Below are 21,805 nucleotides of genomic sequence, written 5' to 3'. Positions count from 1 at the left end.
ATCATGCGCGCTTTGCCGCCTGCACCAGCCGTTCCAGACTGTCTAGAAAGCGCGAGCGGTCGGCCTTGGAGAACGGCTTGCCGCCACCTTGCCGGAACGGGTCGGCGCTGCGCAAATCCTGCATCAAATCGCGGGTGGCCAGCACTTGGCCAATATTGCGGCTGTGCAGCTCTTCGCCGTTGTGTTTCAGCACCGATGCACCCGCTTCCACGCATTTCGCGGCCAAAGGGATGTCGCCGGTGATCACCACATCGCCCGCGCCCGCACGGTCCGCGATCCACATATCCGCAACATCAGGGCCATCGGACACAAACACACTTTCGATCAACGGATTGGCCGATGGACGGATCCCGCCATTGGACACCATCATCACCCGAACGGCATGGCGCGTGGCCACCTTTTCCACTTCGGCCTTAACAGGGCAGGCATCGGCGTCGATATAGATCACGGTCATTGCCAGTTACTCATACAACTACTCATACAGCGCCTCGGCGTGGAAACTGATATGATCTTGCATGAAGGTGGACACAAAGAAATAGCTGTGGTCATAGCCCTTTTGCATGCGGAAAATCACGTTCTGACGGGCGGCCATCGCGGCCTCGGCCAAGGCTTCGGGCATCAGCTTGTCGAGGAACTGATCCGACCCGCCTTGGTCAATCAGCACCGGCCCGTCAAAGCCGCGCTTTTTCATCAGCAAGGTGGCGTCATGGGCGGCCCATTTGGTTTCATCGCGGCCCAGATAGGCCGTGAACTGCTTGCGCCCCCAATCGCTTGCCGTGGGGTGGGCGATTGGCGCAAAAGCCGAAACGGACCGGAAACGACCAGGAAAGGACATCGCAATAGTCAGCGCGCCATGCCCCCCCATCGAATGGCCCATAATCGCTTGACGCCCTTCGTCCAGCGGATAGGCGCTGAACAACAGATGCGGCAGCTCATCGGTCAGGTAATCCCACATACGAAAATGCGGGGTCCAAGGGGCTTCGGTCGCGTTCACATAAAACCCAGCGCCTTGGCCCAGATCATAAGCATCATCATCCGCCACCAAGGGGCCGCGCGGGCTGGTATCGGGGAAAATCAGCGCGACACCTTGTTCGGCGGCCCAGGCTTGAGCCCCCGCCTTGACCATCGCGTTTTCATGCGTGCAGGTTAGACCCGACAGATACCAGATCACCGGCACCGGCTCATGCTCGGCCTCTTCGGGCAGGAACAGACCAAAGGTCATGTCGCAGCCGCACACCTCGGACGCATGGCTGTAGACGCCTTGCACGCCACCAAAAGCACGGTTTTCGGAAATTGTTTTCATAAGTATCCCCTTCAGCCCATCACAAGGGCCATAACAATCGTAACAGTCAGAATACTGACCGCTGTGGAAATCAGGATCGAGGCCGACACCCGCTGCGGCGCCACCCCGAAATGCTGGGCCAGAATGTAGACATTGCCCGCCACTGGCAAGGCGGCAGCGGCAATCATCACCCCCGCAGGGTCGGGATCAACCTTGAACAACACAATCGCAGCAAAGGCCACAGCGGCAGGGTGCAACACCAGCTTGCAAAACGACAACCAGCCCGCGATTTGCACGCGCTCCGCCGATTTGCTGGCCAATGATGCGCCAATGGCAAACAATGCGCCAGGTGTCGCCGCCCCACCCAAAATCGCCATAAAATCATTGATCGGCGCAGGCACGGCAACGCCGGTTGATGACCACGCCAACCCCAAAGCCATCGACACAATCATCGGGTTTTTCAACAGACCGATGGCCAGCGCCTTGACCACCCCAAGGCTCATCCGGCCTTGGCGCACGCCTGTGATGATCAGCGTAATGATCGTCGAAAACACAATCAAATCAATTGCCAGAACCATCAAAACCGGCCCTGCGGCCTGCGGCCCCATAAGGACCACTAGCATCGGCACACCCAGAAATCCGGTGTTCCCAATCACCGCGCATTGCGCTTCGATCGCGGCTTCCTCAACCGAAATACCGCGCCAAAAGGCCACGCCAAGCGCAATCGCATAGACCACCCCACAGCCCCACAAATAGGCCGCCACAAACCGCCCGTCCCAAATTTCGGCCAGTGACAGGTTCGACGCAAAGCGAAACAGCATCGCCGACAGCGCAAAATAAAATACGAATTTGGTCAGCCAGGCCGTGGCCTCTGGCGTAAAAAAACGCGCCCGCCCGGCCCAATAGCCCAAACCGATCAGCGCGAAAAAGGGCAGGGTTTTTAAGAGGATCGGCAGCATCGGATGGAAGCTCCTGCGTAGGCTTGTCTCTAGGTTCCATGCCCCCGCGCCAGATGCAAGACAGGCAACCCCGTTTGCGCGCGCCCTATGCTTTCTTTTCGGCAAAAATATCCTCGGGGGTCCGGGGGCAGACAGCCCCCGGCGTTGGTCACCTGCCACGCTGCCAGTCAGAAGAAAACGCCACCCTGTCGCACTCGGCAAACTGCGCAAGTTTTTCCAAAGCATCCTCCAGCCGGGCCAGGCGGCCTTTGCCCATCGCTACGCCCTGTTCAGGCCAAAAGCCGGTGACGCGCAGGGTGGCCTCGTCGCGAAAGGCCTTGGTATCTATGCGGCCGATGATCTCTTCGCCTTCAAGAACGGGGAAAACATAATAGCCGTATTGGCGCTTGGCTTGGGGGACGAACACCTCGATCCGGTAAAAGAACCCGAACAGCCGTTCGGCCCGCGCGCGGTCACGCAAGGCGGGGTCAAAAGGCGACAGAATACGAATGCGGCGCGGTGCGGGGGGCAGGTTATTGGCGGATTGGATGACATCGGGCAAGGCAAAACTGGGACGCAAGGTACCATCTGCGGCCTCAATATCCAGCTCAATGATCCGGCCGGATTTCAGGGCACCCGAACACCAATCGCGGGCGGCAGCGATGGGAACCGAGGCCCAAAAGGCCGACAGTTCCGTGGCGGTGGCAAAGCCGAGACGGTCAAGGGCCGCGATGCAAGCCCAGTCGATATGCTTCGCAATGTCCGGTTTGGGCGTGAGGTGGGCAGCAGGGATGACCCGTTCGGTGAGATCGTAGATTTTCTGGAAATTGTCGCGCCCCGTGATGGAAAGAACACCTGTACGCCACAGCCATTCAAGGGCGGTTTTCGACGGGTGCCAATCCCACCAGCCGCCTTTTCCACGCGCCTCGCCCTGCCCCACATCGGAACAGGTGACGGGGCCGAAGTTTTGGATGCGGGCCAGGATGGTGTCAAACTGGGCCTCATACCCATCCCGAAACCAGCGTTTCCAACCCAGTTTCAAACGGTCGGAATCGCGGTCGAAACGGTGTTGCCAGTGCGGAAAAAGTGGGGCTGGAATGATCGAGGCATCATGCGTCCAATGTTCAAAAAGCGCGCGGTCTTTTTCCAACAGGCGTTTCAAGGCGGGGGGGCGATAATTAGTGCGGCGGGAAAACAGGATCAAATCATGGGCGCGGGCCACGGTTCGGATGCTATCGACCTGAACAAAGCCAAGGCGGTCAATCAGGCCCGCAAGATCTGCCCCTTTTCCGGTGCCGGAAGGGGTGGTTCCGAGTTCATGTCGATGCAAAAACAGGCGGCGGGCGAGGGTGTTTGAGAGGGTTTGGCGGGTCATTTTGATAGGGTAGCAGGGGGATGTGGAACGCGATAGAGGCCCAAGTGACCCCGCGCAGACATTTTTGTAGAGTGTTGATATTGTTTGATTTTCAGATTTTCATTAACCAAATTTTAATGCGGACGCGGCCGGCAGGCAAGTCGATAGGGTTAGGTGCGCAATGAATGCGCACCTAACCCTCGCTACATTCGTGGGCCATTTGAAAAATTTATTTTTGTTGGCCCGACACTATCCCTTGAAAGGCGGATTAGCCCACCTCCATCTATGCCAATGGCAGGCGGTCTGCCCAAAAGGAACCTCTCGTGGATTATATTTACGTCATCGCAGGCTTGCTTGCGCTGTTTTTTGGTGGCGAAGGGTTGGTGCGGGGCAGTGTCGGGATTGCCCGCCGCCTTGCCATTTCACCGCTGTTGATAGGCCTGACGGTTGTCGGGTTTGGCACATCGACCCCTGAACTGTTGGTGTCGGTCGAGGCGGCGTGGCGCGGCGTGCCGGATATTGCGATTGGCAATATCGTGGGGTCGAACATCGCCAATATCTTGCTGATTGTGGGGGTGACCTGTCTGGTTTGGCCCATTCGCGTGTCGGGCAGCACGTTGCGGCGTGATACGGCGGTGATGGTTGCAGGGGCCGCCGCCTTGGTGCCCATTTTCGCGATGGGCGAATTGGGGCGGTTGCCGGGCCTGATGCTGGTGATTGCTTTGGCGGGCTATCTGATCTGGGCCTATATCAAGCCTGGCGAAGCCGTCGAGGAAGAGGACACCACGCCCCCGCCAGCGATGCTGATATCGGGGCTTTGGGTTTTGGGCGGGTTGGTCACGCTGATGTTCGGCGCACGGTTCTTGGTTGAAGGGTCGGTGAATATTGCACGGGGTTACGGGATATCCGAAGCGTTTATCGGCTTGACAATTGTGGCGGTGGGTACGTCCTTGCCCGAGCTTGCAACATCGGTGATCGCGGCGTTCCGGCGACAATCGGAAATTGCGATTGGCAATGTGGTCGGGTCCAATATCTTTAACGTGTTGGGGATTTTGGGCGTTACGGCGATGATAAAACCCATTCCCGTGGCTGACAGGTTTTTGACCTTTGATCTGCCTATTATGCTGTGTGCATCGCTGGTGCTGACCGCCCTTTTGCTGACCCAAAAGGTCATCGGGCGGGGCGTTGGCGTGGTGCTGGTGTTGGCCTATGTGGCCTATGTTTGGGCGGCACAGGGATAGCCGCACAGGCGTGGGGGCGGTTACCCCGCCTCCACCCCTTTGCGGGATTTGCGGGCCTTTTCCGTCGCCGATTTCAGCTGGCCACAGGCGGCCATGATATCTTCGCCACGCGGTTTGCGGATGGGCGAGGCGTAGCCTGCGGCGTTGATGATGTCGGCAAAGGCGTGGATGCGGTTGCCGGAGGAGCGCTTGTAGGGCGCGCCGGGCCATTCGTTGAAGGGGATCAGGTTCACCTTGGCGGGGATGCCGCGCAGCAGGTCGATCAGGCGATGCGCGTCTTCTTTGCTGTCATTCACGCCGTCGAGCATGACGTATTCAAAGGTGATGCGTTCGGAATTGGTGAGGCCGGGATAGTCGCGCAGGGCATCGAGCAGGGTCGCGATGTTCCATTTTTTATTGATGGGAACCAAGGTATCGCGCACCTCATCCGTGGTGGCGTGAAAGCTGACGGCCAAAAGGCATCCGATTTCCTGTGCGGTGCGGGCGATTTCGGGGACGACTCCGGAGGTGGACAAGGTAATGCGGCGGCGGCCAAGGGCGATGCCTTCGCCGTCCATCACGATGTTCATCGCGTCACGCACGTTTTCAAAATTATAAAGCGGTTCACCCATGCCCATCAGCACGATGTTTGACACAAGGCGCGCGGCGGGGTCGGCGTTGGAGGCGCCTTTGACGGGCCATTCATCCAGATCATCGCGGGCGAGCATAACCTGGCCCACAATTTCGCCCGGAGTCAGGTTGCGCACCAGTTTTTGCGTGCCGGTGTGGCAGAACGAACAGGTCAGGGTGCAGCCGACCTGCGAAGAAATACACAAGGTGCCGCGATCGGTTTCGGGGATATAGACGACCTCTACTTCATGCCCGCCCTGAATACGGACAAGGTATTTACGGGTGCCATCGGTCGAGACTTGTTTGGTGACAACTTCGGGCAGGGCCAGTTCGAATTTGTCGGCCAGAAGCGCGCGGAAATCTTTGGACAGGTTGGTCATGTCGTTGAAATCACGCAGGCCAAAGAAATAGACCCATTGCCAGATTTGGCCCATGCGCATTTTGGCCTGCTTTTCGGGGCATCCGGCGACGATAAGCGCCTCGCGCAGCTGATCGCGGGTGAGGCCGATGATGTTGATCTTGCCCCCGTCCGGCAGTTTGCGCGGGATGGTGTGGACATCTTGGGTGATGGGGGCAGAGGGCGTGACGGTCATGGCGCGGGAATCCTGTTGGGCAAGGCAGACGTATAGCGGATGTTCGGGCAAAAGAAAACGCCCCCAGCGGACCTGCGCGGGGGGCGTTGTGCGTTCGGATAAGCGGCTTATTTGCAGCGCTGTTCCGCCTCACCCATCGCGGCGGTAAAGCCGGAAAGCGAGAAGGTATCTTTGGTTTGTGTGCCACGGCCGGAACGGGCGGTAACGATGGCCGAGCCGCCTGCCTTCATGGCAGCAAGTAGGCCCGCGTCATCGGATGTGCTTGCTGGCCATGCCCATTCGCCATCGGAGAAGAGTTCAAACTGTTTGCCATCGATGTTGACGTTGACGGTCGAGCCGGAGGCGAAGGGGTAGCCGCCGGTGAAGGATACTTCGCCCTTGGCACCCGAACCGGGGCGGAAGGTGACGAACATCAAGATGTCACCGCGACGGGCCGAGACGACCTTGCCGTCTTTGCTGTTCACGGTTTCCTTGGGTTTGGAGACGCCCCAGCATTCCTTGGGTTGTTGCCAGACGCAAACGCTCCAATCCGTTTTGGCCGAGACACATTCGGTTTCGGATTGGGCAAAGGCTGCGGAGGCCCCTAGTCCAAGTGCTGCGCCGAATAGCGCGCCAATGATGCGTAATTTCATATCGTTCACAGCCTCCAGCTGTTTAATGCCTCTGTGCCCTAGCCACTTAGCCCTTAGATCCAAGCTTTTCCTGTGGCGCGGGTCGTTTCAACTCGATATTTCATGCATAACGCAAAAAGGGCAGTCCGTAAAAGCCCTATGCGCAGAAAATCGCGCATGTTTGATGTGGATTGCAGGCAAAAGGATGGGGAAAATGACAAAACCAGTGGCAATGGCAGAGCTGTGGCGCGGTGGGCAGCTGGAAAGCGTGCACATGGGGCATGCGGTGATTTGCGGCGCGGACGGATCGATCGAAGCGGCGTGGGGCGACCCTGCGGCGGTGATTTTCCCGCGGTCAAGCTGTAAGATGGTGCAGGCCTTGCCGTTGATGGAGAGCGGCGCGGGGCGGGATTTGACGCCGCGGCAGTTGGGGTTGGTGTGTGCCAGCCACAATGGGGCTGCGATTCATCGAGAGGCGGTTGGCGCGTGGTTGGCCGATATGGGGCTGGGTGAGGCCGATTTGCGCTGTGGCAGCCAAGAGCCTGCGGACAGGCCGGAGCGGGATCGGTTGATCAAAAGCGATGAGAGTCCATGCCAGATCCACAACAATTGTTCGGGCAAGCATGCAGGTTTTTTGATGCTGAACAAGCACATGGGTGGGCATGCCGATTATATTGAGGCCGACCATCCGGTGCAGATGGCCGTTAAAGCGGCGTTTGAAGAGGTGACGGGCGAGACGAGCGCCGGATACGGTGTCGATGGCTGTTCGGCGCCGAACTATTCGACATCTGTTCACGGGTTGGCCCGGGCGATGGCGTATTTTGCCACGGCGCAAGACGGTGCGGATGCGCGGCAGGATGCGGCATATCGTTTGTCACGCGGGATGATGGCGCATCCGGACATGGTGGCGGGTGAGGGGCGCGCCTGTACAGAGTTGATGCGGGCGATGGGTGGCAAGGTTGCAATCAAAACCGGCGCCGAAGCGGTGTTTATCGCGATTATCCCCGAGTTGAAAAAGGGCATTGCGTTGAAGGTTACGGATGGCGGCACGCGGGGGGCCGAGCTTGCGATTTGCGCCTTGTTGGTCAAGTTGGGCGTGTTGGAGGCCGACCATCCGGCCACGCGCAAATACCTGAACACCATTGAACGCAGTCGGCGCGGGTTTGAAACCGGCACCCTGCGGGTGGCTGACGGGTTTGCGTGAGCTGGGGCTTGGTCGCCCTTTGACATGAAGAAACGCCGCCAGCCCCTTACCCGGTTCTGGCGGCGTTCTTTTAGGTGTAGCGGGCTGACCCCGGTGATCCGGTCTGGGTGGGGGCAATAAGTCCGAACCACCGAAGCCAACATTAATCGCTACTGGGATCTGTATGACGGGGATTCATGTCAGCATCACGGCAAGCTTGGGGCTTTGTTGAGGAGTTTTCGGGTTTGTCGTTGAATGTTTTGGGGGCGCTGCCCCCCTGCGCCTTTGGCGCATTCACCCCGGGATATTTAGATCGAAAAGAAAGCGGATTTTAGATAAATTTTAGCTATAGGTTTCGGTCTTGGCGTAAGATGTGCGTTGGCTTCAGTTTGCTGGTGCGCGTGAGCACACGCCTAGCCCTTGGCGTTGAAAAAATCGCTGATCTTTTGGGCGAGGGGTTCAGAAATGCCGCCCACGGCCATTAGGTCGGGGATGGCGGCGCGGCTGACGGCCTTGGCCGAGCCGAAATGGGCCAGAAGGGCGCGTTTGCGAGCCGCACCGACGCCGGGGATATCATCAAGAGGCGTGGCGCTGACCGCTTTGGCGCGTTTGGCGCGATGGGCGCCGATGGCCCAGCGGTGGGCCTCATCGCGCAGGCGTTGCACGAAATAAAGGACAGGGTCGTTCATCCGCAGGGCAAAGGGGCGTTGGCCAGTGCGGTGAAATTCTTCTTTGCCGTGGTCGCGATCGACGCCTTTGGCGACGCCGATCATGGCGATATCATCGACGCCCAGATCAAGCATGATGCTTTCCACCGCAGACACCTGCCCTGCCCCGCCGTCGATCAGCAAGAGGTCGGGCCAAGCCTCAGACGTGCGTTCGGGGTCTTCTTTCAACAGGCGTTCAAAGCGGCGGGTCAGCACCTCTTTCATCATGCCAAAGTCGTCAGAATTGGCACCTGCGGCCGATTTGATGTTGAATTTGCGGTATTGGGATTTTAGGAACCCGTCCGGGCCCGCCACGATCATGCCGCCCACGGCGTTGGTGCCCTGAATATGCGAGTTGTCGTACACCTCGATCCGTTTGGGGGGGGCGTCGAGATCAAACGCTTCGGCCAGACCTGACAGAAGTTTGTTTTGCGTGGCGGATTCGGACATTTTGCGCGCGAGGCTTTCGCGGGCATTGCGGGCGGCGTTTTCGACCAGTTCGGCCTTTTCGCCACGTTGGGGGATGGTGATTTCCACCTTGCGGCCTGCGCGGTCAGATAGCGCCTGCGTGACCAGATCTTCGTTATCGACGGGATGCGAGAGGAGGAGGAGGCGTGGGGGTTCCTTGTCGTCGTAGAATTGCGTGACGAAGGCCTCCATGATTTCAGGGATTTCGGCGTCATTGGGGATGCGGGGATAGAAATCGCGGTTGCCCCAGGATTGGTTGGCGCGGATGAAGAAGACCTGCACGCAGGCTTGGCCGCCTTCGATATGCAGGGCGATCACGTCTGCCTCGGCCACCGATGCCGGATTGATGCCTTGGGCCGATTGCACTTGAGTGAGTGCCTTGATGCGATCACGCAAGGCCGCGGCGCGTTCAAATTCCATATCATCCGAGGCGCGAGCCATTTCGGTGGCAAGGTTGGCCTGTACATCGGTAGTTTTGCCATCGAGGAAGCGCTTAGAGTCAGCGACGAGGTTGGCGTAATCGGCTTGGCTGACCTTGCCGACACAAGGGCCGGCGCAGCGTTTGATTTGATATTGCAGGCAGGGGCGGGTGCGACCGGAAAACATGGCATCGGTGCAATTGCGCAAAAGGAACACGCGCTGAAGCTGGTTAAGGGTGCGGTTCACTGCGCCCGCCGACGCGAAGGGGCCGAAGTAATGGCCTTTTTCCGAGCGTTTGCCGCGGTGTTTCTTGATCATGGGAAAGTCGTGATCGGTTGGGATCAGGATATTGGGGAAGGATTTATCGTCACGCAGCAGCACGTTGTAGCGCGGTTTAAGTTGCTTGATGAGGTTTTGTTCCAGCAGCAGCGCCTCGGTTTCCGTGCGCGTGGTCAGGAACATCATCGACGCGGTTTCGGATATCATCCGCGCGATGCGGCCCGAATGACCCGAGGGGCGGGCGTAGTTGGACACGCGGTTGCGCAACGCGCGGGCCTTGCCGACATACAGCACTTCGCTGGCGGCATTCAGCATCCGGTAGACGCCCGGCGAGCCATCAAGCGTTTTGAGGTACGCCTGAATAACTGCGTGGCCTGTCGGTGGGGCGCTGTTGGCTGCGGTCACGTCAAACCTTTCTTTGACATTCATCGATTCCCTGTAGGTGCTGCAATGAAGCACGGGTGGGAGCAAGAGAAAACCTATCCCCGCTTTCTGTGGATAAGTCTGTTAGGAATAATCGGGCGCCATGGTTTTTCCCTTGTTTTTAGCAGGGTTCACGTGATTGCCTAATTTTTAGGCGATTTATTAAGTATTTGTTTTTTATGGGTAATTAATTATACTCTTGTCAAACAGTTGAAAAGACACAAGAAAACGTAACGGTTTGGTAACGAAATCGCGCGCGGTGCACAACTTGTCGCAGGGTGAGGCTGGAAACCTACTCTACCCCAAGGACATCGGCGGTTTTCCAGCCGAGATGTTGGCCGCCATCAACGCAGAGAAGTTGACCCGTGACGGCAGGCGCATCAAGGAAATAACCAAGTGCTGCCGTTATATCGGACGGGTTTACGCCGCGTTGCAGGATGGTGTTGGCGCGCTGGGTCGAGAAGTGTTGTTCGGTTTGGCGCGCGCCTTGCATTGTGGGACCGGGGCCGATGGCGTTGACGCGGATGGCCGGGGCAAGGGCCTGCGCGGTGGTTTGGGTCAGCGCCCAGAGTCCCATTTTGGCCAGCGTGTAGGTCATGAATTCAGGCGTCAGTTTGCGGACACGCTGGTCGAGCATATTGACGATGAGCGAGGGGGCGAGGGGTTCGCCCGTGCTGTCAGTGGTGGCGGGTAGGGCCTGCGCGGCGAAGGATTGGGTCAGGACAAAGGGCGCGCGCAGGTTGGAGCCGATGTGGCGGTCCCAGCTGCTGCGGGTGGCGCTGTGGATGGTGTCGTATTCAAAGATCGAGGCATTGTTGACCAAGACGGTGAGCGGGCCGCCTAGGGCCTGTGTCGCGCGGCCAACAAGGGTTTCGGTTTGCGCATCGTCCAGCAAGTCGGCCTGAAGGGCCACAGCGCGGCGGCCCATTGCGGTGATTTCAGCCACCAGCGTTTGCGCGTCATCGGCCGAGGTGGCGTAATGGACAGCGATGTCATGCCCGCGCCCTGCCAGATAGAGCGCCATCGCGCGGCCCAAGCGGCGCCCTGCTCCTGTGATGAGTGCTCGTGCCATGTTTTAAGCCACCAATGATATAGTATACCCAACATAGGCCGCCACAAACACAAGTCCAACGGTGCGCGTGATGTTGAACCGCATGAGGATGAACGGGATCAGCAAGAGCGAGGCTGCCGCCATGACCCACAGGTCGGACTGCAGCATGCTGTCAGGCACGGGGATGGGGCCAACAAAGCCCGCCACGCCGATGATGCCCAAAAGGTTGAACACGTTGGACCCGATCACATTGCCCATCGCCACATCGGCTTGTTTCTTGAACGCCGCGATCACGGATGTGGCCAGTTCGGGCAGCGATGTGCCCACCGCCACCAGCGTCAACCCGATCACGGTTTCGGAAATACCGTAGGTGCGGGCGATGTTGGATGCGCCATCGACCAGAAAACCGGCACCCAGCGGCAGGCCGATGATGCCAACAACCAGAAAACCGATGATTTTCCACCACGGGGCCGAAGGGTCTGCGCCTTCCAGCTCTTCCTCCTCAACGTGTTTGGCGGCGTTGCGGTGTTGGCGCGCGCTGTGGATGTTATCGGCGATCATCAACGTCAGGCCAACCAAAAGGATACCCGCGTGCCACCATGTGATTGGCCCCAAGAAACACAGCCCGATGAACAGGGCTGTGGCGGCCAGCATGGTGATAAACCCGCGCGATACGCCCAAGGTGCTGGAATGGATGGTGGAAATGATGGCCGGAATGCCAAGGACCAGTAATATATTGGCGATGTTGGACCCGACGACATTGCCTAATGCGATGCCGGGCGCATTGTCCAAAATAGCCTTGACCGATACCAGAAGTTCAGGGGCTGAGGTGCCGAACGCCACCACGGTCAGGCCGACGATCAGGGGCGGAATGCCAAGTCGCAGGGCAAGGTTGACCGACCCACGCACCAAGGCATCGCCTGCAAGCACCAGCAGCACAAGGCCAATGGCCACATAAACCAGATCCATCAGCATTGGCAGAACTATCCTTTGTTATTCGTTTTTTGGTCGCAATCGCAACCTTGGCTGCCAATGACATGGCGGCCACATTTTATGCATAGCGCGGGCTTGGATTTGCCGCCGCGACGGATGCTTTTGGGAGCAAGGCTGCCCAGCCAGCCCAGCTTGCCAAACATGGCAAGGACCAAGACGACGACGAGGAATAAGGAGACGACTTTGACCACGATTATAACCCGTAGCGCGACAGCAGCGCGCGATCTTCGGCCTCGGACAGCGCCCCTGCGGCGACGGATGCGCCGAAATTGCCCGCGTTCAGGCCAAAGCGTTGCAGAAAGGATTTGCGTTCACCGATGACCTGCAAAGCCACCTTGTCACCGTAGAGCGATTTCAGTTTCGGCACGAGATGCGCCACGCCATCGGCAAGCCCGAGGTCAACTGCCCCCTGCCCCACCCAGATATCAGCGTTGAACAGATCGGTTGTGGTGGACAGGCGCTGCCCGCGGCGGCGTTTGACATGGGCGATAAAGGCCGCGTGGATCGGTTCTTGCAGCGCCTTGAGCCGCGCGACATCGGCGGGTTTTTCGGGCAAGAACGGGTCGGCCAGCGATTTCGACGTGCCTGCGGTATGGACCCGCCGTTCAACGCCATGTTTCGCCATCAGATCGGGGAAACCAAAGCTGGCGAATATAACCCCGATCGACCCGACCATTGAGCTGTCATCGACCCAGATATTATCGGCAGCGCAGGCCAGCCAATAGCCACCCGATGCGGCCACATCTTCGACAAAGGCGTGGACGGGGATGTTTTTCTCATCTGCCAGACGCCGGATGCGCGCGGCGATCAGGCTGGATTGCACCGCAGACCCACCGGGCGAGTTGATGACCAAGGCCACGGCGGCAGGTTTGCCGCGCGCAAAGGCGCGTTCGATTTGGGGGGCCAAGGCGGCATCATTCAGCGCGGGGCTGAAACGACTGCCACCACCGATGCTGCCGGACAGGCGGATTACGGGGACGAAGGGCGGTTTTTTAAGGAATGGGATGAATTTGCGCATAGGTCATGATGTAGGCCTAGCCGCGCGGCAGAACAAGAACCCCCGCGCGCTTGGGCGAGGATTTATTGTGCAGCGTTGCAATTCCCTTGGGGTTCGGGCGCAAAACGCCCTAATCATACTTGCGCTGATCGTCGATAACCTTGCCGTCGTTGGGCAAGGACCCGGGGGGGACAAGTTCGATTGTGCCGCGCAGTTTCAGGGTTTCCAGCACGGTGGGTTCATACAGGCCGGTGTTTGTGGCGCGGGTCTCAATCTGCACGGTCATCGCATCCATTTCGCCGTTGCGAGTGGCAATAACGCGGGCGCGGGTGACTTCTGGATGACTGGCCACAAAGGCTGCTACCTGTTCAGGGCGCACGAACATGCCTTTGATTTTCGTCGTCTGATCGGCGCGGCCCATCCAGCCCTTGATGCGGGCGTTGGTGCGGCCACACGGCGATTGCCCGTCCATCATTGCCGACAGATCACCCGTGGCAAAGCGGATCAGCGGGTAATCGGGGTTGAGGGTGGTCACGATAACCTCACCCACCTCGCCCAATGCCACGGGGTCGCCTGTGCCGGGGCGGACGATTTCGACGATGACGTTTTCGTCGATAATCATCCCCTCCATCGCGGCGGATTCGTAGGCGATATTGCCAAGGTCGGCGGTGGCATAGCATTGCAGGGTTTGGATACCGCGATCGGTGTATTCTTTGCGCAAGCTAGGGAAAAGCGCCCCGCCGCCCACTGCCGCGCGGGTGATGCGCAGGCGTTCGCCCATGGCATCGGCGCGGTCGAGGATAATTTTCAGAAAATCGGGCGTGCCTGCATAGGCGGTTGTGCCGATATCCACAGCGGCGCGGACCTGAAGGTCGGTTTGGCCCGTGCCTGCGGGGATGACCTTTGCGCCAACCGCCCGCGCACCAGATTCGAAGATCATGCCTGCGGGGGTGAGGTGATAGCCAAAGCAGTTTTGCACGATATCGGTTGGGCCAATGCCGCAGGCGTGCAGGAAACGGCCCATGCGCCACCAATCAGGGCTGGTGCCGCCCGGTTCATAGATCGGGCCAGGCGATTGAAAGATGTGGTGGATATTGGCGGTGGGGATGCCGCCAAAGGGCGGATTATCCTTTTGCCACGTGGTCAGATCGGATTTGCGCAGGATGGGTAGTTTTGCCAGATCAGACAGGGTTTTGGGGGTAAAATCGGTGATGCGGCAGGCACCTGGGGCGGCTGCCACGCGGGCGATTTGGGCGGTCAGCGCGGCCAGATGATCGGCCTCACGCTGATCCGCGCTGCGGGTTTCCAAGGCGTCAAAGTGGGTCATGGCGAGATCCTTCATGCCAACCACCGTTTGCGGCGGCGATAGCTGCGCACATCGCGGAAGGATTTGCGGCCCTTGTCGGACATGCCGAGGTAAAATTCTTTCACATCCGGATTTTCGCGCAAATCTGCGGCCGTGCCTTCCATCACCACGCGGCCCGATTCAAGGATATAGCCGGTATGGGCATAGCGCAGGGCAACGTTGGTGTTTTGTTCGGCCAAAAGGAACGTGGTGCCTTCGTTTTCGTTCACCGCCTTTACGATTTCAAAGATTTGTTCAACCAATTGCGGCGCAAGGCCCATTGACGGTTCATCCAAAAGGATCATCTCTGGGCGGCTCATCAAGGCGCGGCCAATGGCGCACATTTGCTGCTCGCCCCCCGAGGTATAACCCGCTTGGGATTTGCGGCGTTCGCGCAGGCGGGGGAAATAATTGTAAACCATTTCAAGGTCGGCAGCGATGGCCCCTGCCCCTTGGGTACGGGTATAGGCGCCGGTCAGAAGGTTTTCCTCGACCGTCAGGTGTTCAAAACAATGGCGGCCTTCCATGACCTGAATAACCCCGTTGCGCACCATTTCGGCAGGGTCGCGGTTGGCGATATTCTGGCCCTTGAAGGTGATCGACCCCTTTGTCACCTCACCGCGTTCGGAATGCAAAAGGTTCGACACGGCCTTGAGCGTGGTGGTTTTGCCCGCGCCATTGCCGCCCAAAAGCGCCGTGATCCGGCCCTTGGGCACGGTCAGGCTGACGCCTTTCAACACGAGGATGACGTGATTGTAGATCACCTCGATATTGTTGACCTCCAGCAAGGTCTCGGCCTGTGTCTCGGTCGTTTGGGGTGCATCCAGCATGGGTTTCATCTTTGCATAAATACTCAAAAACCCCGGCCGCGGCGAATGCCACGGCCGGAGGGATGCGCCTTAGTTGCAGCGCGGTTCGATGTTGTTTTCGGCGGCAAACGCCTCGGAATCTTCCATGATCAATGGCTGGATCACGTCCATATCCGGCTCGATCCATCCAGAAATCAGATTCCATTTCTTGGCGGTTGCATCCCATTGCTGGATACGCGCCATGCCGGGGCCACCGTGATCTTCGCAGGTGGATTTGAAGGCTTGGCCAAAGTCTGGCAGGCCAATCTCGGCCATCCGCGCCTCGGTGATTTCCAGTGTTTCAAAGCCGTCCCGCACCTGCGCTGCGTTCACCGCCGATGTGCCTGCAATGGCTTGGGCATTGCGCAGCGCCTCGGCGATAACCATTGCCGCATACATGCCGCGCGAATAGAGCACGGTGCCAACCTGATCACCCGCGCCAGCACCTTTGCCAGCATCGGCCACGTATTTCTTCAGATCCGCATAGACGGGGTAATCCATCCCCGTGCCGTGCATGGTCAGGGATTTATAGCCATTCGCGCCATCGCCTGCGGGCAGCACGTCATGTTCCGCACCCGACCACCAGATACCGATAAACTGGTCCATCGGATATTTGATGTTGGCCGCTTCCTGAATAGCCACGGCATTCATCACGCCCCAGCCATACATGATGACATTGTCCGGCTTTTCACGGCGGATTTGCAGCCATTGCGATTTTTGTTCCTGCCCCGGATGTTCGACCGGCAATTGCACCAGTTCAAACCCATGCTTTTTGGACAGTTCTTCCAGCGTGCGGATAGGTTCCTTGCCATAGGCCGAGTTGTGATAGACGAGCGCGATCTTCTTGCCCTTCAAATCGCCTCCATTTTCCGACAGCAAGTAGTTGACCGCAACCGATGCGGCTGTCCAATAGTTTGCCGGATAGTTGAAGACGTTGGAAAACACCTTGCCGTTGGCCGCAGAGGTGCGGCCATAGCCGGGGGTGTAAAGCGAGGAGCCATCGGCCGTAACCTTGGGGATCAGCTGATAGGTGATGCCGGTGGACAACGGGTTATAGGCCAGCGCGCCGGTGCCCTTGGTCGCCTCATAGCATTCCACGCCTTTTTCGGTGTTATAGGCAGTTTCACATTCCGGCACGACGATTTTTTCGCCACCGATGCCGCCATCGCGTTCGTTCAGCAGTGTGAAATAATCCTGAAAGCCATCGGCATAGGGCACCCCACCCGGTGCATAGGGGCCGGTGCGATAGGAAAGGTTCGGCACGACCAGATCGGCCAGTGCGGGGGCTGCTGCCATCATGGCGGCCGCTACAAGCGCAGTAAACTTCATCTTCATCTTAGGTCTCCTCCCAGAGTTTTTGATGCCGTGGTGTTCGTCGTTGTCGTATGATTTTCCTTTGGCCCCGTCAGTGCGGGAAAGGCCAAAGGCGCAGTTTCTCTTTCGCCAAGCGCCAAAGCTGGGCGATGCCATGTGGCTCGGCGATCAGGAATACGATGATCAGCCCACCGATGATGAGCAGTTCGATATGGGCGGCCAGATCGGTGGGCCAGCCAAGCATGCCCACCAGCACGTTTTTCAAGAAGACCGGCAGCAGCACCAGAAACGCCGCGCCTGCCAGACTGCCGAAAATAGACCCCAAGCCCCCAATGATGACCATGAACAGGATCAGGAACGATTTCTGGATGCCGAAACTTTCACCCACTTCGGCGGCGCCAAGATAGACGGCAAAGAACAACGCACCGGCCACCCCGATAAAAAAGCTGGAGATGGCAAAAGCCGAAAGCTTGGCGGTCAGAGGGTTCACGCCGATGATTTCGGCCGCGATGTCCATATCACGGATCGCCATCCATTTACGCCCGACAGAGCCGCGGGTCAGGTTGCGGGCAAGCCATGCCAAGGCCAGCAGGATCAGCGCACAAAAGAGGTATTTCGCCGCCGCTGTGGTGTTGGGGCCTGTGATGATAACACCAAGGATATCGCGTTCCGGGGCCGAGATTTGGCCCGAAGCCGAGTAGTTGTAAAACCACGGCACCTTATTGAACAGCCAGACCAGAAAGAATTGCGCGGCCAGCGTGGCCACGGCCAAATAGAACCCTTTGATCCGCAGGCTGGGCAGGCCAAAAATAACACCCACACCTGCCGTGATGCCGCCTGCCAGCAGGACGTGGATCAGGATCGACACCTCGGGGAAGGCTGTCATCAGCTTATAAACCGCATAGGCCCCCACGGCCATAAAGCCGCCTGTGCCAAGGGACACCTGCCCGCAATAGCCCACCAGAATGTTAAGGCCTATGGCCGCGATGGCATAGATGAGGAAGGGCACAAACACCGCATTGGCCCAGTAGTCGTTGATGAAAAACGGGATGATGCCAAAAGCCACGGCCAACACGGCGTAATAGCGGATCCGGTCAAATTTGATCGGAAAGGTTTGGCTGTCTTCGGGGTAGCTGGTTTTATAATCGCCGGCTTCACGGTAAAACATTATTGGGCCTCCGTTGGGCATGCTGCCGGCGGAAGCTGGGGGACTTCACGTCCCCCAGACCCCCTGTGGGATATTTTTGTCGAAAAGAAAGGGACGCGCATGGTTATACCCTTTCGATGATTTTTTCGCCGAACAGGCCTTGGGGCCGGAAGACGAGGAACAAAAGTGCAAGCACATAGGCGAACCAGTTTTCTGTGGCACCGCCGATCATTGGGCCGATTGAAAATTCGAACAGTTTTTCACCCATGCCGATGATCAGCCCGCCGACGATAGCACCGGGGATAGAGGTGAAGCCGCCAAGCATGAGGACTGGCAGTGCCTTGAGCGCGATAAGCGACAGCGAGAATTGGACGCCCGATTTTGACCCCCACATGATACCCGCAACCAGCGCCACAAAACCCGCGATCGACCAGACCAGCACCCAGATAAAGCGCAGCGAAATCCCGACGGAAAGGGCGGCTTGGTGGTCATCCGCCACAGCCCGCAACGCGCGGCCGTATTTGGTGTATTGCGAAAACAGGGTCAGAGCGATCACCAAGGCGGCAGCGACGAGGGCTGCGACGATATCGAGTTTGTCGATGAAAAAGCCGTAGCCGAACCAGTTGTAGGTGGCCGTTTCGATGGTTTCCGAAATGCCTTGGGGCAGGCCGACATCCAGTTTCTTGATATCGGAGCCCCACATCACATCGCCCAGACCTTCGAGGAAATAGGCAAGCCCGATCGTGGCCATGAACAGGATGATCGGTTCTTGGTTGACCAGATGTTTCAGGATGTAGCGTTCAATCAGGATCGCCATGCCGACCATCACCACGGCCGTCAGCGCAATGGCGACCACTGCGGGCAGTGTCCAGCCGAAGTTGTGCAGATCGGTGCCGAAGATGGCGTTGATGACATGGGAGAACGGGATTTGGCCATCTTGCAGGCCCACAAGTGTGAGAGCGGCGAAGAGGGCCAGCACGCCTTGGGCATAGTTGAAAATGCCGGATGCTTTAAAGATCAGCACAAAGCCGAGCGCCACAAGGGAATACATGACGCCAGCCATCAGGCCGTTCAGCATCACCTCGGTTGCATAGAAAAAGGTATCGGGCATCAGCAATCCCCTTTGGATGGGTTATTCGTCATGGCTTACCCCCAGATAGGCATCAATTACGGCTTGGTTATTGCGCACCTCGTCCGGGGTGCCGTCGCCGATTTTCTTGCCGTAATCCATCACGACCACGCGGTCGGAGAGGTCCATCACCACGCCCATGTCATGTTCAATAAGGGCGATTGTGGTGCCAAATTCGTCGTTCACATCGAGGATAAAGCGGGACATATCCTCTTTTTCTTCGACGTTCATGCCGGCCATGGGTTCATCGAGCAGCAGGAGTTTGGGTTCGGCGGCCAGCGCGCGGGCAAGTTCGACACGTTTTTTGAGGCCATAAGGCAAGCGGCCCACGGGGGTTTTGCGGATATGCTGGATTTCAAGAAAGTCGATCACCTTTTCGACCTTTTCGCGGTGGGCGGTTTCCTCGGCTTGGGCGCGACCCCACCACATCGCCTGGGCCAGAAGGCCCGATTTCATCTGGGTGAGGCGGCCTGTCATGATGTTGTCGAGCACCGACATGCCTTCGAACAACGCAATGTTTTGAAAGGTGCGGGCGATGCCCATGCCTGCGACTTGGTAAGGTTTCATCGGTGGGCGTTTTGCGCCGCGAAACCAGACCTCACCTTCTTGGGGCACATAAAAGCCGCTAATGACGTTGAGCATCGACGATTTTCCAGCACCGTTCGGGCCGATGATTGCGCGAATTTCGCCCTCGCGGATATCAAAGGAAATATCGGTGATCGCTGCCACACCGCCAAAGCGCAGGGTGATGTTTTTCATCTCCATCATCACGCCGCCGATTTGGCGACCGTCTGCGGTGGTGTAGCCGTCTGGGTTTTGCATGTTCATTCTGCCGCTACTTTCTGGATCGGCGCGGCAGGCGCCACGGTCGCATCGGCCAGCGTCAGGGTCGCTTTGATCGCGCCTTTGCGGCCATCTTCATAGGTGACTTCGGTTTCGGTATAGATTTCGGATTTGCCACCATAAAGTGCCGCGATCAGGTCGGCGAATTTCTCCTCCACCACTTTGCGGCGCACTTTGCGGGTGCGGGTCATTTCGCCGTCATCGGCATCAAGTTCTTTGTGCAGGATCAGGAAGCGGTGGACCTGACAGCCGGCCAGCATCGGGTCGGCGGCGACAGATTCGTTTACCTCGGCCACATGGCCGCGCATCATTTCGAGGACGCGGGGGTGTTGCGAGAGTTCTTGATAGCTGGAATAGGCGATGTTGTTACGTTCGGCCCAGTTGCCAACCGCGTTCAGATCGATGTTGATGAAGGCGGTGCAGAAATCGCGGCTGGCGCCGAAAACCACGGCCTCAAGGATCGCGGGATAGAATTTCAGTTTGTTTTCAACGTATTTCGGGGCGAACAGCGACCCGTCTGCCATTTTACCCACATCCTTGGCGCGGTCGATGATGCGCAGGTGGCCTGTGTCTTCCTCAAAAAATCCAGCATCGCCTGTGGCGACCCAACCTTCGGCGTCTTTGGTTGAGGCGGTGCTTTCGGGGTTTTTATAGTAGGATTCGAACGTTCCGGGGGAGCGGTAAAACACCTCGCCATTATCGGCGATTTTCACCTCGACGCCCGGGCTTGGCACGCCCACGGTATCGGCGCGGACCTGACCATCGGGCTGTTGGGTGATGAATACCGACGCCTCGGTCTGGCCGTAGAGTTGTTTCAGGTTGATACCGAGCGAGCGGTAAAAGCTGAAAATCTCGGGGCCAATCGCCTCGCCTGCCGTATAGCCGACACGGACGCGACTGAAACCAAGAGTGTTTTTCAAGGGGCCGTAAACGAGGACATTGCCCAGCCAATAGGCGAATTTATCGGCGCCAGATACGGGGTTGCCATCAAGGATATCGGGACCAACGCGGCGGGCCACGGCCATGTATTTGTCAAACAGCCATTTTTTGAAACGGCCCGAATCCTCCATGCGGATCATCACATTCGTGAGCTGCCCTTCAAACACGCGGGGCGGGGCGAAGTAATAGGTGGGGCCGATTTCGCGCAAATCAGTCATCATTGTTTCGGCGGATTCGGGGCAGTTGACGCAAAACCCTGTCCACATCGCCTGCCCGATGGAAAAAATGAAATCGCCGACCCATGCCATAGGCAGATAGGCGAGGACTTCCTCTCCCGCCTGCAAATGGTCGAATTCTGACGAGTTTTTCGAGGTTTCAATGATGTTGCGATTGGACAGCACCACGCCTTTGGGTTTGCCCGTGGTGCCAGATGTATAAAGCATGACGCAGGTCGAGTTGTAGTCGAGTTCGGCGGTGCGGGTGGCCAGCTCGGCTTCAAAACGGTGGTGGGCCGCGCGGCCTTCGGCGATGACATCTTCCAGCGCGTTCATGCGGGAATGATCGTATTTGCGCATCCCGCGCTTGTCGACATACACGATTTGTTCAACCGATGGTTTTTGATCCTCGGTCAGCCAGTCGCTTTCCACCTCGAGGATTTTATCGACCTGTTCTTGGTCGCCACAAACGACAAAGCGCGCGCCGCAATGGTCCAGCACATAGGCCATTTCCTGCGCCACGGCATCTTGGTACAAAGGCACGGGGATCGCGCCGCACATTTGGGCAGCAACCATTGACCAATACAGCTGCGGGCGGTTGCGGCCAATCACGGCCACATGGTCGCCGCGCTGCAATCCCAACGCCATGAACCCCATTGCCGTTGCGCGAATGGCAGCATCGGCCTGCGCCCATGTCCAGCTTTGCCAAATGCCGAATTCTTTTTCACGGTAAGCAGGTTTGTTGCCATGCTGCGCCACGTTGCGCGCCAAAAGCGCGGGGATAGAGGCCAGCCCTGCCTGTGCCGTTGCGTTGATCATTCACGTCCCCCCATTGAGCGCAGATGCAAGTCCGCACTGCCCCCATTTTTATACCCT

The 21,805-nt window shown here is 58.3% G+C and carries 19 protein-coding genes; 2 read left to right on the top strand and 17 right to left on the bottom strand.

The genetic code is table 11. The features are described from left to right. Position 1 precedes the first annotated feature (1 nt). From G560_RS0100900 to G560_RS0100885, 4 genes are all read right to left on the bottom strand, one after another. Positions 2–454 carry a YaiI/YqxD family protein gene (locus G560_RS0100900; protein ID WP_022702426.1) on the bottom strand — a complete coding sequence of 151 codons (453 nt, stop codon included), beginning with the start codon at positions 452–454 and terminating at the stop codon, positions 2–4. An 18-nt stretch (positions 455–472) separates the two neighbouring features. Next, the gene (fghA, locus tag G560_RS0100895) at positions 473–1,303 is read right to left on the bottom strand and encodes an S-formylglutathione hydrolase (RefSeq protein ID WP_022702425.1); all 831 of its coding nucleotides are present in this window, start codon (positions 1,301–1,303) and stop codon (positions 473–475) included. Positions 1,304–1,314: 11 nt separating this feature from the next. Then, on the bottom strand, positions 1,315–2,241 hold the full coding sequence (locus tag G560_RS0100890) for an AEC family transporter (protein WP_022702424.1): 927 nt from the start codon (positions 2,239–2,241) through the stop codon (positions 1,315–1,317). Between the two features lie 148 nt (positions 2,242–2,389). Beyond that, positions 2,390–3,595 (bottom strand): winged helix-turn-helix domain-containing protein, encoded by a 1,206-nt coding sequence (locus G560_RS0100885; RefSeq protein ID WP_022702423.1) that lies wholly within the window; start codon positions 3,593–3,595, stop codon positions 2,390–2,392. 302 nt (positions 3,596–3,897) lie between these two features. On the opposite strand from G560_RS0100885, the gene G560_RS0100880 reads away from it, so the two are divergent. Further along, on the top strand, positions 3,898–4,815 hold the full coding sequence (locus tag G560_RS0100880; protein ID WP_022702422.1) for a calcium/sodium antiporter: 918 nt from the start codon (positions 3,898–3,900) through the stop codon (positions 4,813–4,815). Between the two features lie 20 nt (positions 4,816–4,835). On the opposite strand, the gene rlmN is transcribed toward G560_RS0100880, so the two are convergent. Further along, positions 4,836–6,017: a dual-specificity RNA methyltransferase RlmN gene (rlmN, locus tag G560_RS0100875; RefSeq protein ID WP_022702421.1), complete on the bottom strand. Its 1,182-nt coding sequence runs from the start codon at positions 6,015–6,017 to the stop codon at positions 4,836–4,838. A 107-nt stretch (positions 6,018–6,124) separates the two neighbouring features. Further along, positions 6,125–6,649, bottom strand: a complete 525-nt coding sequence (locus G560_RS0100870; RefSeq protein WP_028913577.1) for an invasion associated locus B family protein — start codon at positions 6,647–6,649, stop codon at positions 6,125–6,127. Between the two features lie 193 nt (positions 6,650–6,842). Here G560_RS0100870 and G560_RS0100865 point away from each other — a divergent pair, with 193 nt between their 5' ends. Beyond that, entirely contained in the window at positions 6,843–7,832 is a 990-nt protein-coding gene (locus tag G560_RS0100865) for an asparaginase (RefSeq protein WP_028913576.1), read from the top strand. Positions 7,833–8,224: 392 nt separating this feature from the next. Here the strand turns inward: G560_RS0100865 and uvrC are convergent, their stop codons facing one another. The 11 genes from uvrC to G560_RS0100805 form a co-directional block, all read right to left on the bottom strand. Then, positions 8,225–10,114 carry an excinuclease ABC subunit UvrC gene (gene uvrC, locus G560_RS0100860; protein ID WP_022702418.1) on the bottom strand — a complete coding sequence of 630 codons (1,890 nt, stop codon included), beginning with the start codon at positions 10,112–10,114 and terminating at the stop codon, positions 8,225–8,227. A 286-nt stretch (positions 10,115–10,400) separates the two neighbouring features. Next, on the bottom strand, positions 10,401–11,180 hold the full coding sequence (locus G560_RS0100855) for an SDR family oxidoreductase (protein WP_028913574.1): 780 nt from the start codon (positions 11,178–11,180) through the stop codon (positions 10,401–10,403). Positions 11,181–11,183: 3 nt separating this feature from the next. Further along, positions 11,184–12,134 (bottom strand): calcium/sodium antiporter, encoded by a 951-nt coding sequence (locus G560_RS0100850; protein WP_022702416.1) that lies wholly within the window; start codon positions 12,132–12,134, stop codon positions 11,184–11,186. Positions 12,135–12,345: 211 nt separating this feature from the next. After that, positions 12,346–13,170 carry a S49 family peptidase gene (locus G560_RS0100840; protein WP_022702414.1) on the bottom strand — a complete coding sequence of 275 codons (825 nt, stop codon included), beginning with the start codon at positions 13,168–13,170 and terminating at the stop codon, positions 12,346–12,348. A 109-nt stretch (positions 13,171–13,279) separates the two neighbouring features. Then, complete coding sequence (locus G560_RS0100835) at positions 13,280–14,476, bottom strand: phenylacetate--CoA ligase family protein (RefSeq protein ID WP_028913572.1); 1,197 nt, start codon at positions 14,474–14,476, stop codon at positions 13,280–13,282. An 11-nt stretch (positions 14,477–14,487) separates the two neighbouring features. Next, positions 14,488–15,324, bottom strand: a complete 837-nt coding sequence (locus G560_RS0100830) for an ABC transporter ATP-binding protein (protein WP_022702412.1) — start codon at positions 15,322–15,324, stop codon at positions 14,488–14,490. 69 nt (positions 15,325–15,393) lie between these two features. After that, positions 15,394–16,677 (bottom strand): ABC transporter substrate-binding protein, encoded by a 1,284-nt coding sequence (locus tag G560_RS0100825; RefSeq protein ID WP_022702411.1) that lies wholly within the window; start codon positions 16,675–16,677, stop codon positions 15,394–15,396. Between the two features lie 70 nt (positions 16,678–16,747). After that, positions 16,748–17,824, bottom strand: coding sequence for a branched-chain amino acid ABC transporter permease (locus G560_RS0100820; protein ID WP_022702410.1), 1,077 nt, complete (start codon positions 17,822–17,824; stop codon positions 16,748–16,750). Between the two features lie 103 nt (positions 17,825–17,927). Further along, on the bottom strand, positions 17,928–18,914 hold the full coding sequence (locus tag G560_RS0100815) for a branched-chain amino acid ABC transporter permease (RefSeq protein WP_022702409.1): 987 nt from the start codon (positions 18,912–18,914) through the stop codon (positions 17,928–17,930). 21 nt (positions 18,915–18,935) lie between these two features. After that, positions 18,936–19,754 (bottom strand): ABC transporter ATP-binding protein, encoded by an 819-nt coding sequence (locus tag G560_RS0100810; RefSeq protein ID WP_425311422.1) that lies wholly within the window; start codon positions 19,752–19,754, stop codon positions 18,936–18,938. 2 nt (positions 19,755–19,756) lie between these two features. Continuing rightward, the gene (locus G560_RS0100805) at positions 19,757–21,748 is read right to left on the bottom strand and encodes a long-chain fatty acid--CoA ligase (RefSeq protein WP_022702407.1); all 1,992 of its coding nucleotides are present in this window, start codon (positions 21,746–21,748) and stop codon (positions 19,757–19,759) included. Positions 21,749–21,805 lie beyond the last annotated feature (57 nt).

Source organism: Pseudorhodobacter ferrugineus DSM 5888, from assembly GCF_000420745.1.
In the GTDB taxonomy this organism is placed as follows: domain Bacteria; phylum Pseudomonadota; class Alphaproteobacteria; order Rhodobacterales; family Rhodobacteraceae; genus Pseudorhodobacter; species Pseudorhodobacter ferrugineus.
Note: the sequence above shows the minus strand (reverse complement) of the source record. Positions and strands in the feature narration are given on the sequence as shown.

Coding starts and splice junctions, on each gene's coding strand:
- G560_RS0100900 (WP_022702426.1), bottom strand. CDS start 454: ATGACCGTGATCTATATCGACGCCGATGCCTGCCCTGTTAAGGCCGAA.
- fghA (WP_022702425.1), bottom strand. CDS start 1,303: ATGAAAACAATTTCCGAAAACCGTGCTTTTGGTGGCGTGCAAGGCGTC.
- G560_RS0100890 (WP_022702424.1), bottom strand. CDS start 2,241: ATGCTGCCGATCCTCTTAAAAACCCTGCCCTTTTTCGCGCTGATCGGT.
- G560_RS0100885 (WP_022702423.1), bottom strand. CDS start 3,595: ATGACCCGCCAAACCCTCTCAAACACCCTCGCCCGCCGCCTGTTTTTG.
- rlmN (WP_022702421.1), bottom strand. CDS start 6,017: ATGACCGTCACGCCCTCTGCCCCCATCACCCAAGATGTCCACACCATC.
- G560_RS0100870 (WP_028913577.1), bottom strand. CDS start 6,649: ATGAAATTACGCATCATTGGCGCGCTATTCGGCGCAGCACTTGGACTA.
- G560_RS0100865 (WP_028913576.1), top strand. CDS start 6,843: ATGACAAAACCAGTGGCAATGGCAGAGCTGTGGCGCGGTGGGCAGCTG.
- uvrC (WP_022702418.1), bottom strand. CDS start 10,114: ATGAATGTCAAAGAAAGGTTTGACGTGACCGCAGCCAACAGCGCCCCA.
- G560_RS0100855 (WP_028913574.1), bottom strand. CDS start 11,180: ATGGCACGAGCACTCATCACAGGAGCAGGGCGCCGCTTGGGCCGCGCG.
- G560_RS0100850 (WP_022702416.1), bottom strand. CDS start 12,134: ATGCTGATGGATCTGGTTTATGTGGCCATTGGCCTTGTGCTGCTGGTG.
- G560_RS0100840 (WP_022702414.1), bottom strand. CDS start 13,170: ATGCGCAAATTCATCCCATTCCTTAAAAAACCGCCCTTCGTCCCCGTA.
- G560_RS0100835 (WP_028913572.1), bottom strand. CDS start 14,476: ATGACCCACTTTGACGCCTTGGAAACCCGCAGCGCGGATCAGCGTGAG.
- G560_RS0100830 (WP_022702412.1), bottom strand. CDS start 15,324: ATGCTGGATGCACCCCAAACGACCGAGACACAGGCCGAGACCTTGCTG.
- G560_RS0100825 (WP_022702411.1), bottom strand. CDS start 16,677: ATGAAGATGAAGTTTACTGCGCTTGTAGCGGCCGCCATGATGGCAGCA.
- G560_RS0100820 (WP_022702410.1), bottom strand. CDS start 17,824: ATGTTTTACCGTGAAGCCGGCGATTATAAAACCAGCTACCCCGAAGAC.
- G560_RS0100815 (WP_022702409.1), bottom strand. CDS start 18,914: ATGCCCGATACCTTTTTCTATGCAACCGAGGTGATGCTGAACGGCCTG.
- G560_RS0100810 (WP_425311422.1), bottom strand. CDS start 19,754: ATGCAAAACCCAGACGGCTACACCACCGCAGACGGTCGCCAAATCGGC.
- G560_RS0100805 (WP_022702407.1), bottom strand. CDS start 21,748: ATGATCAACGCAACGGCACAGGCAGGGCTGGCCTCTATCCCCGCGCTT.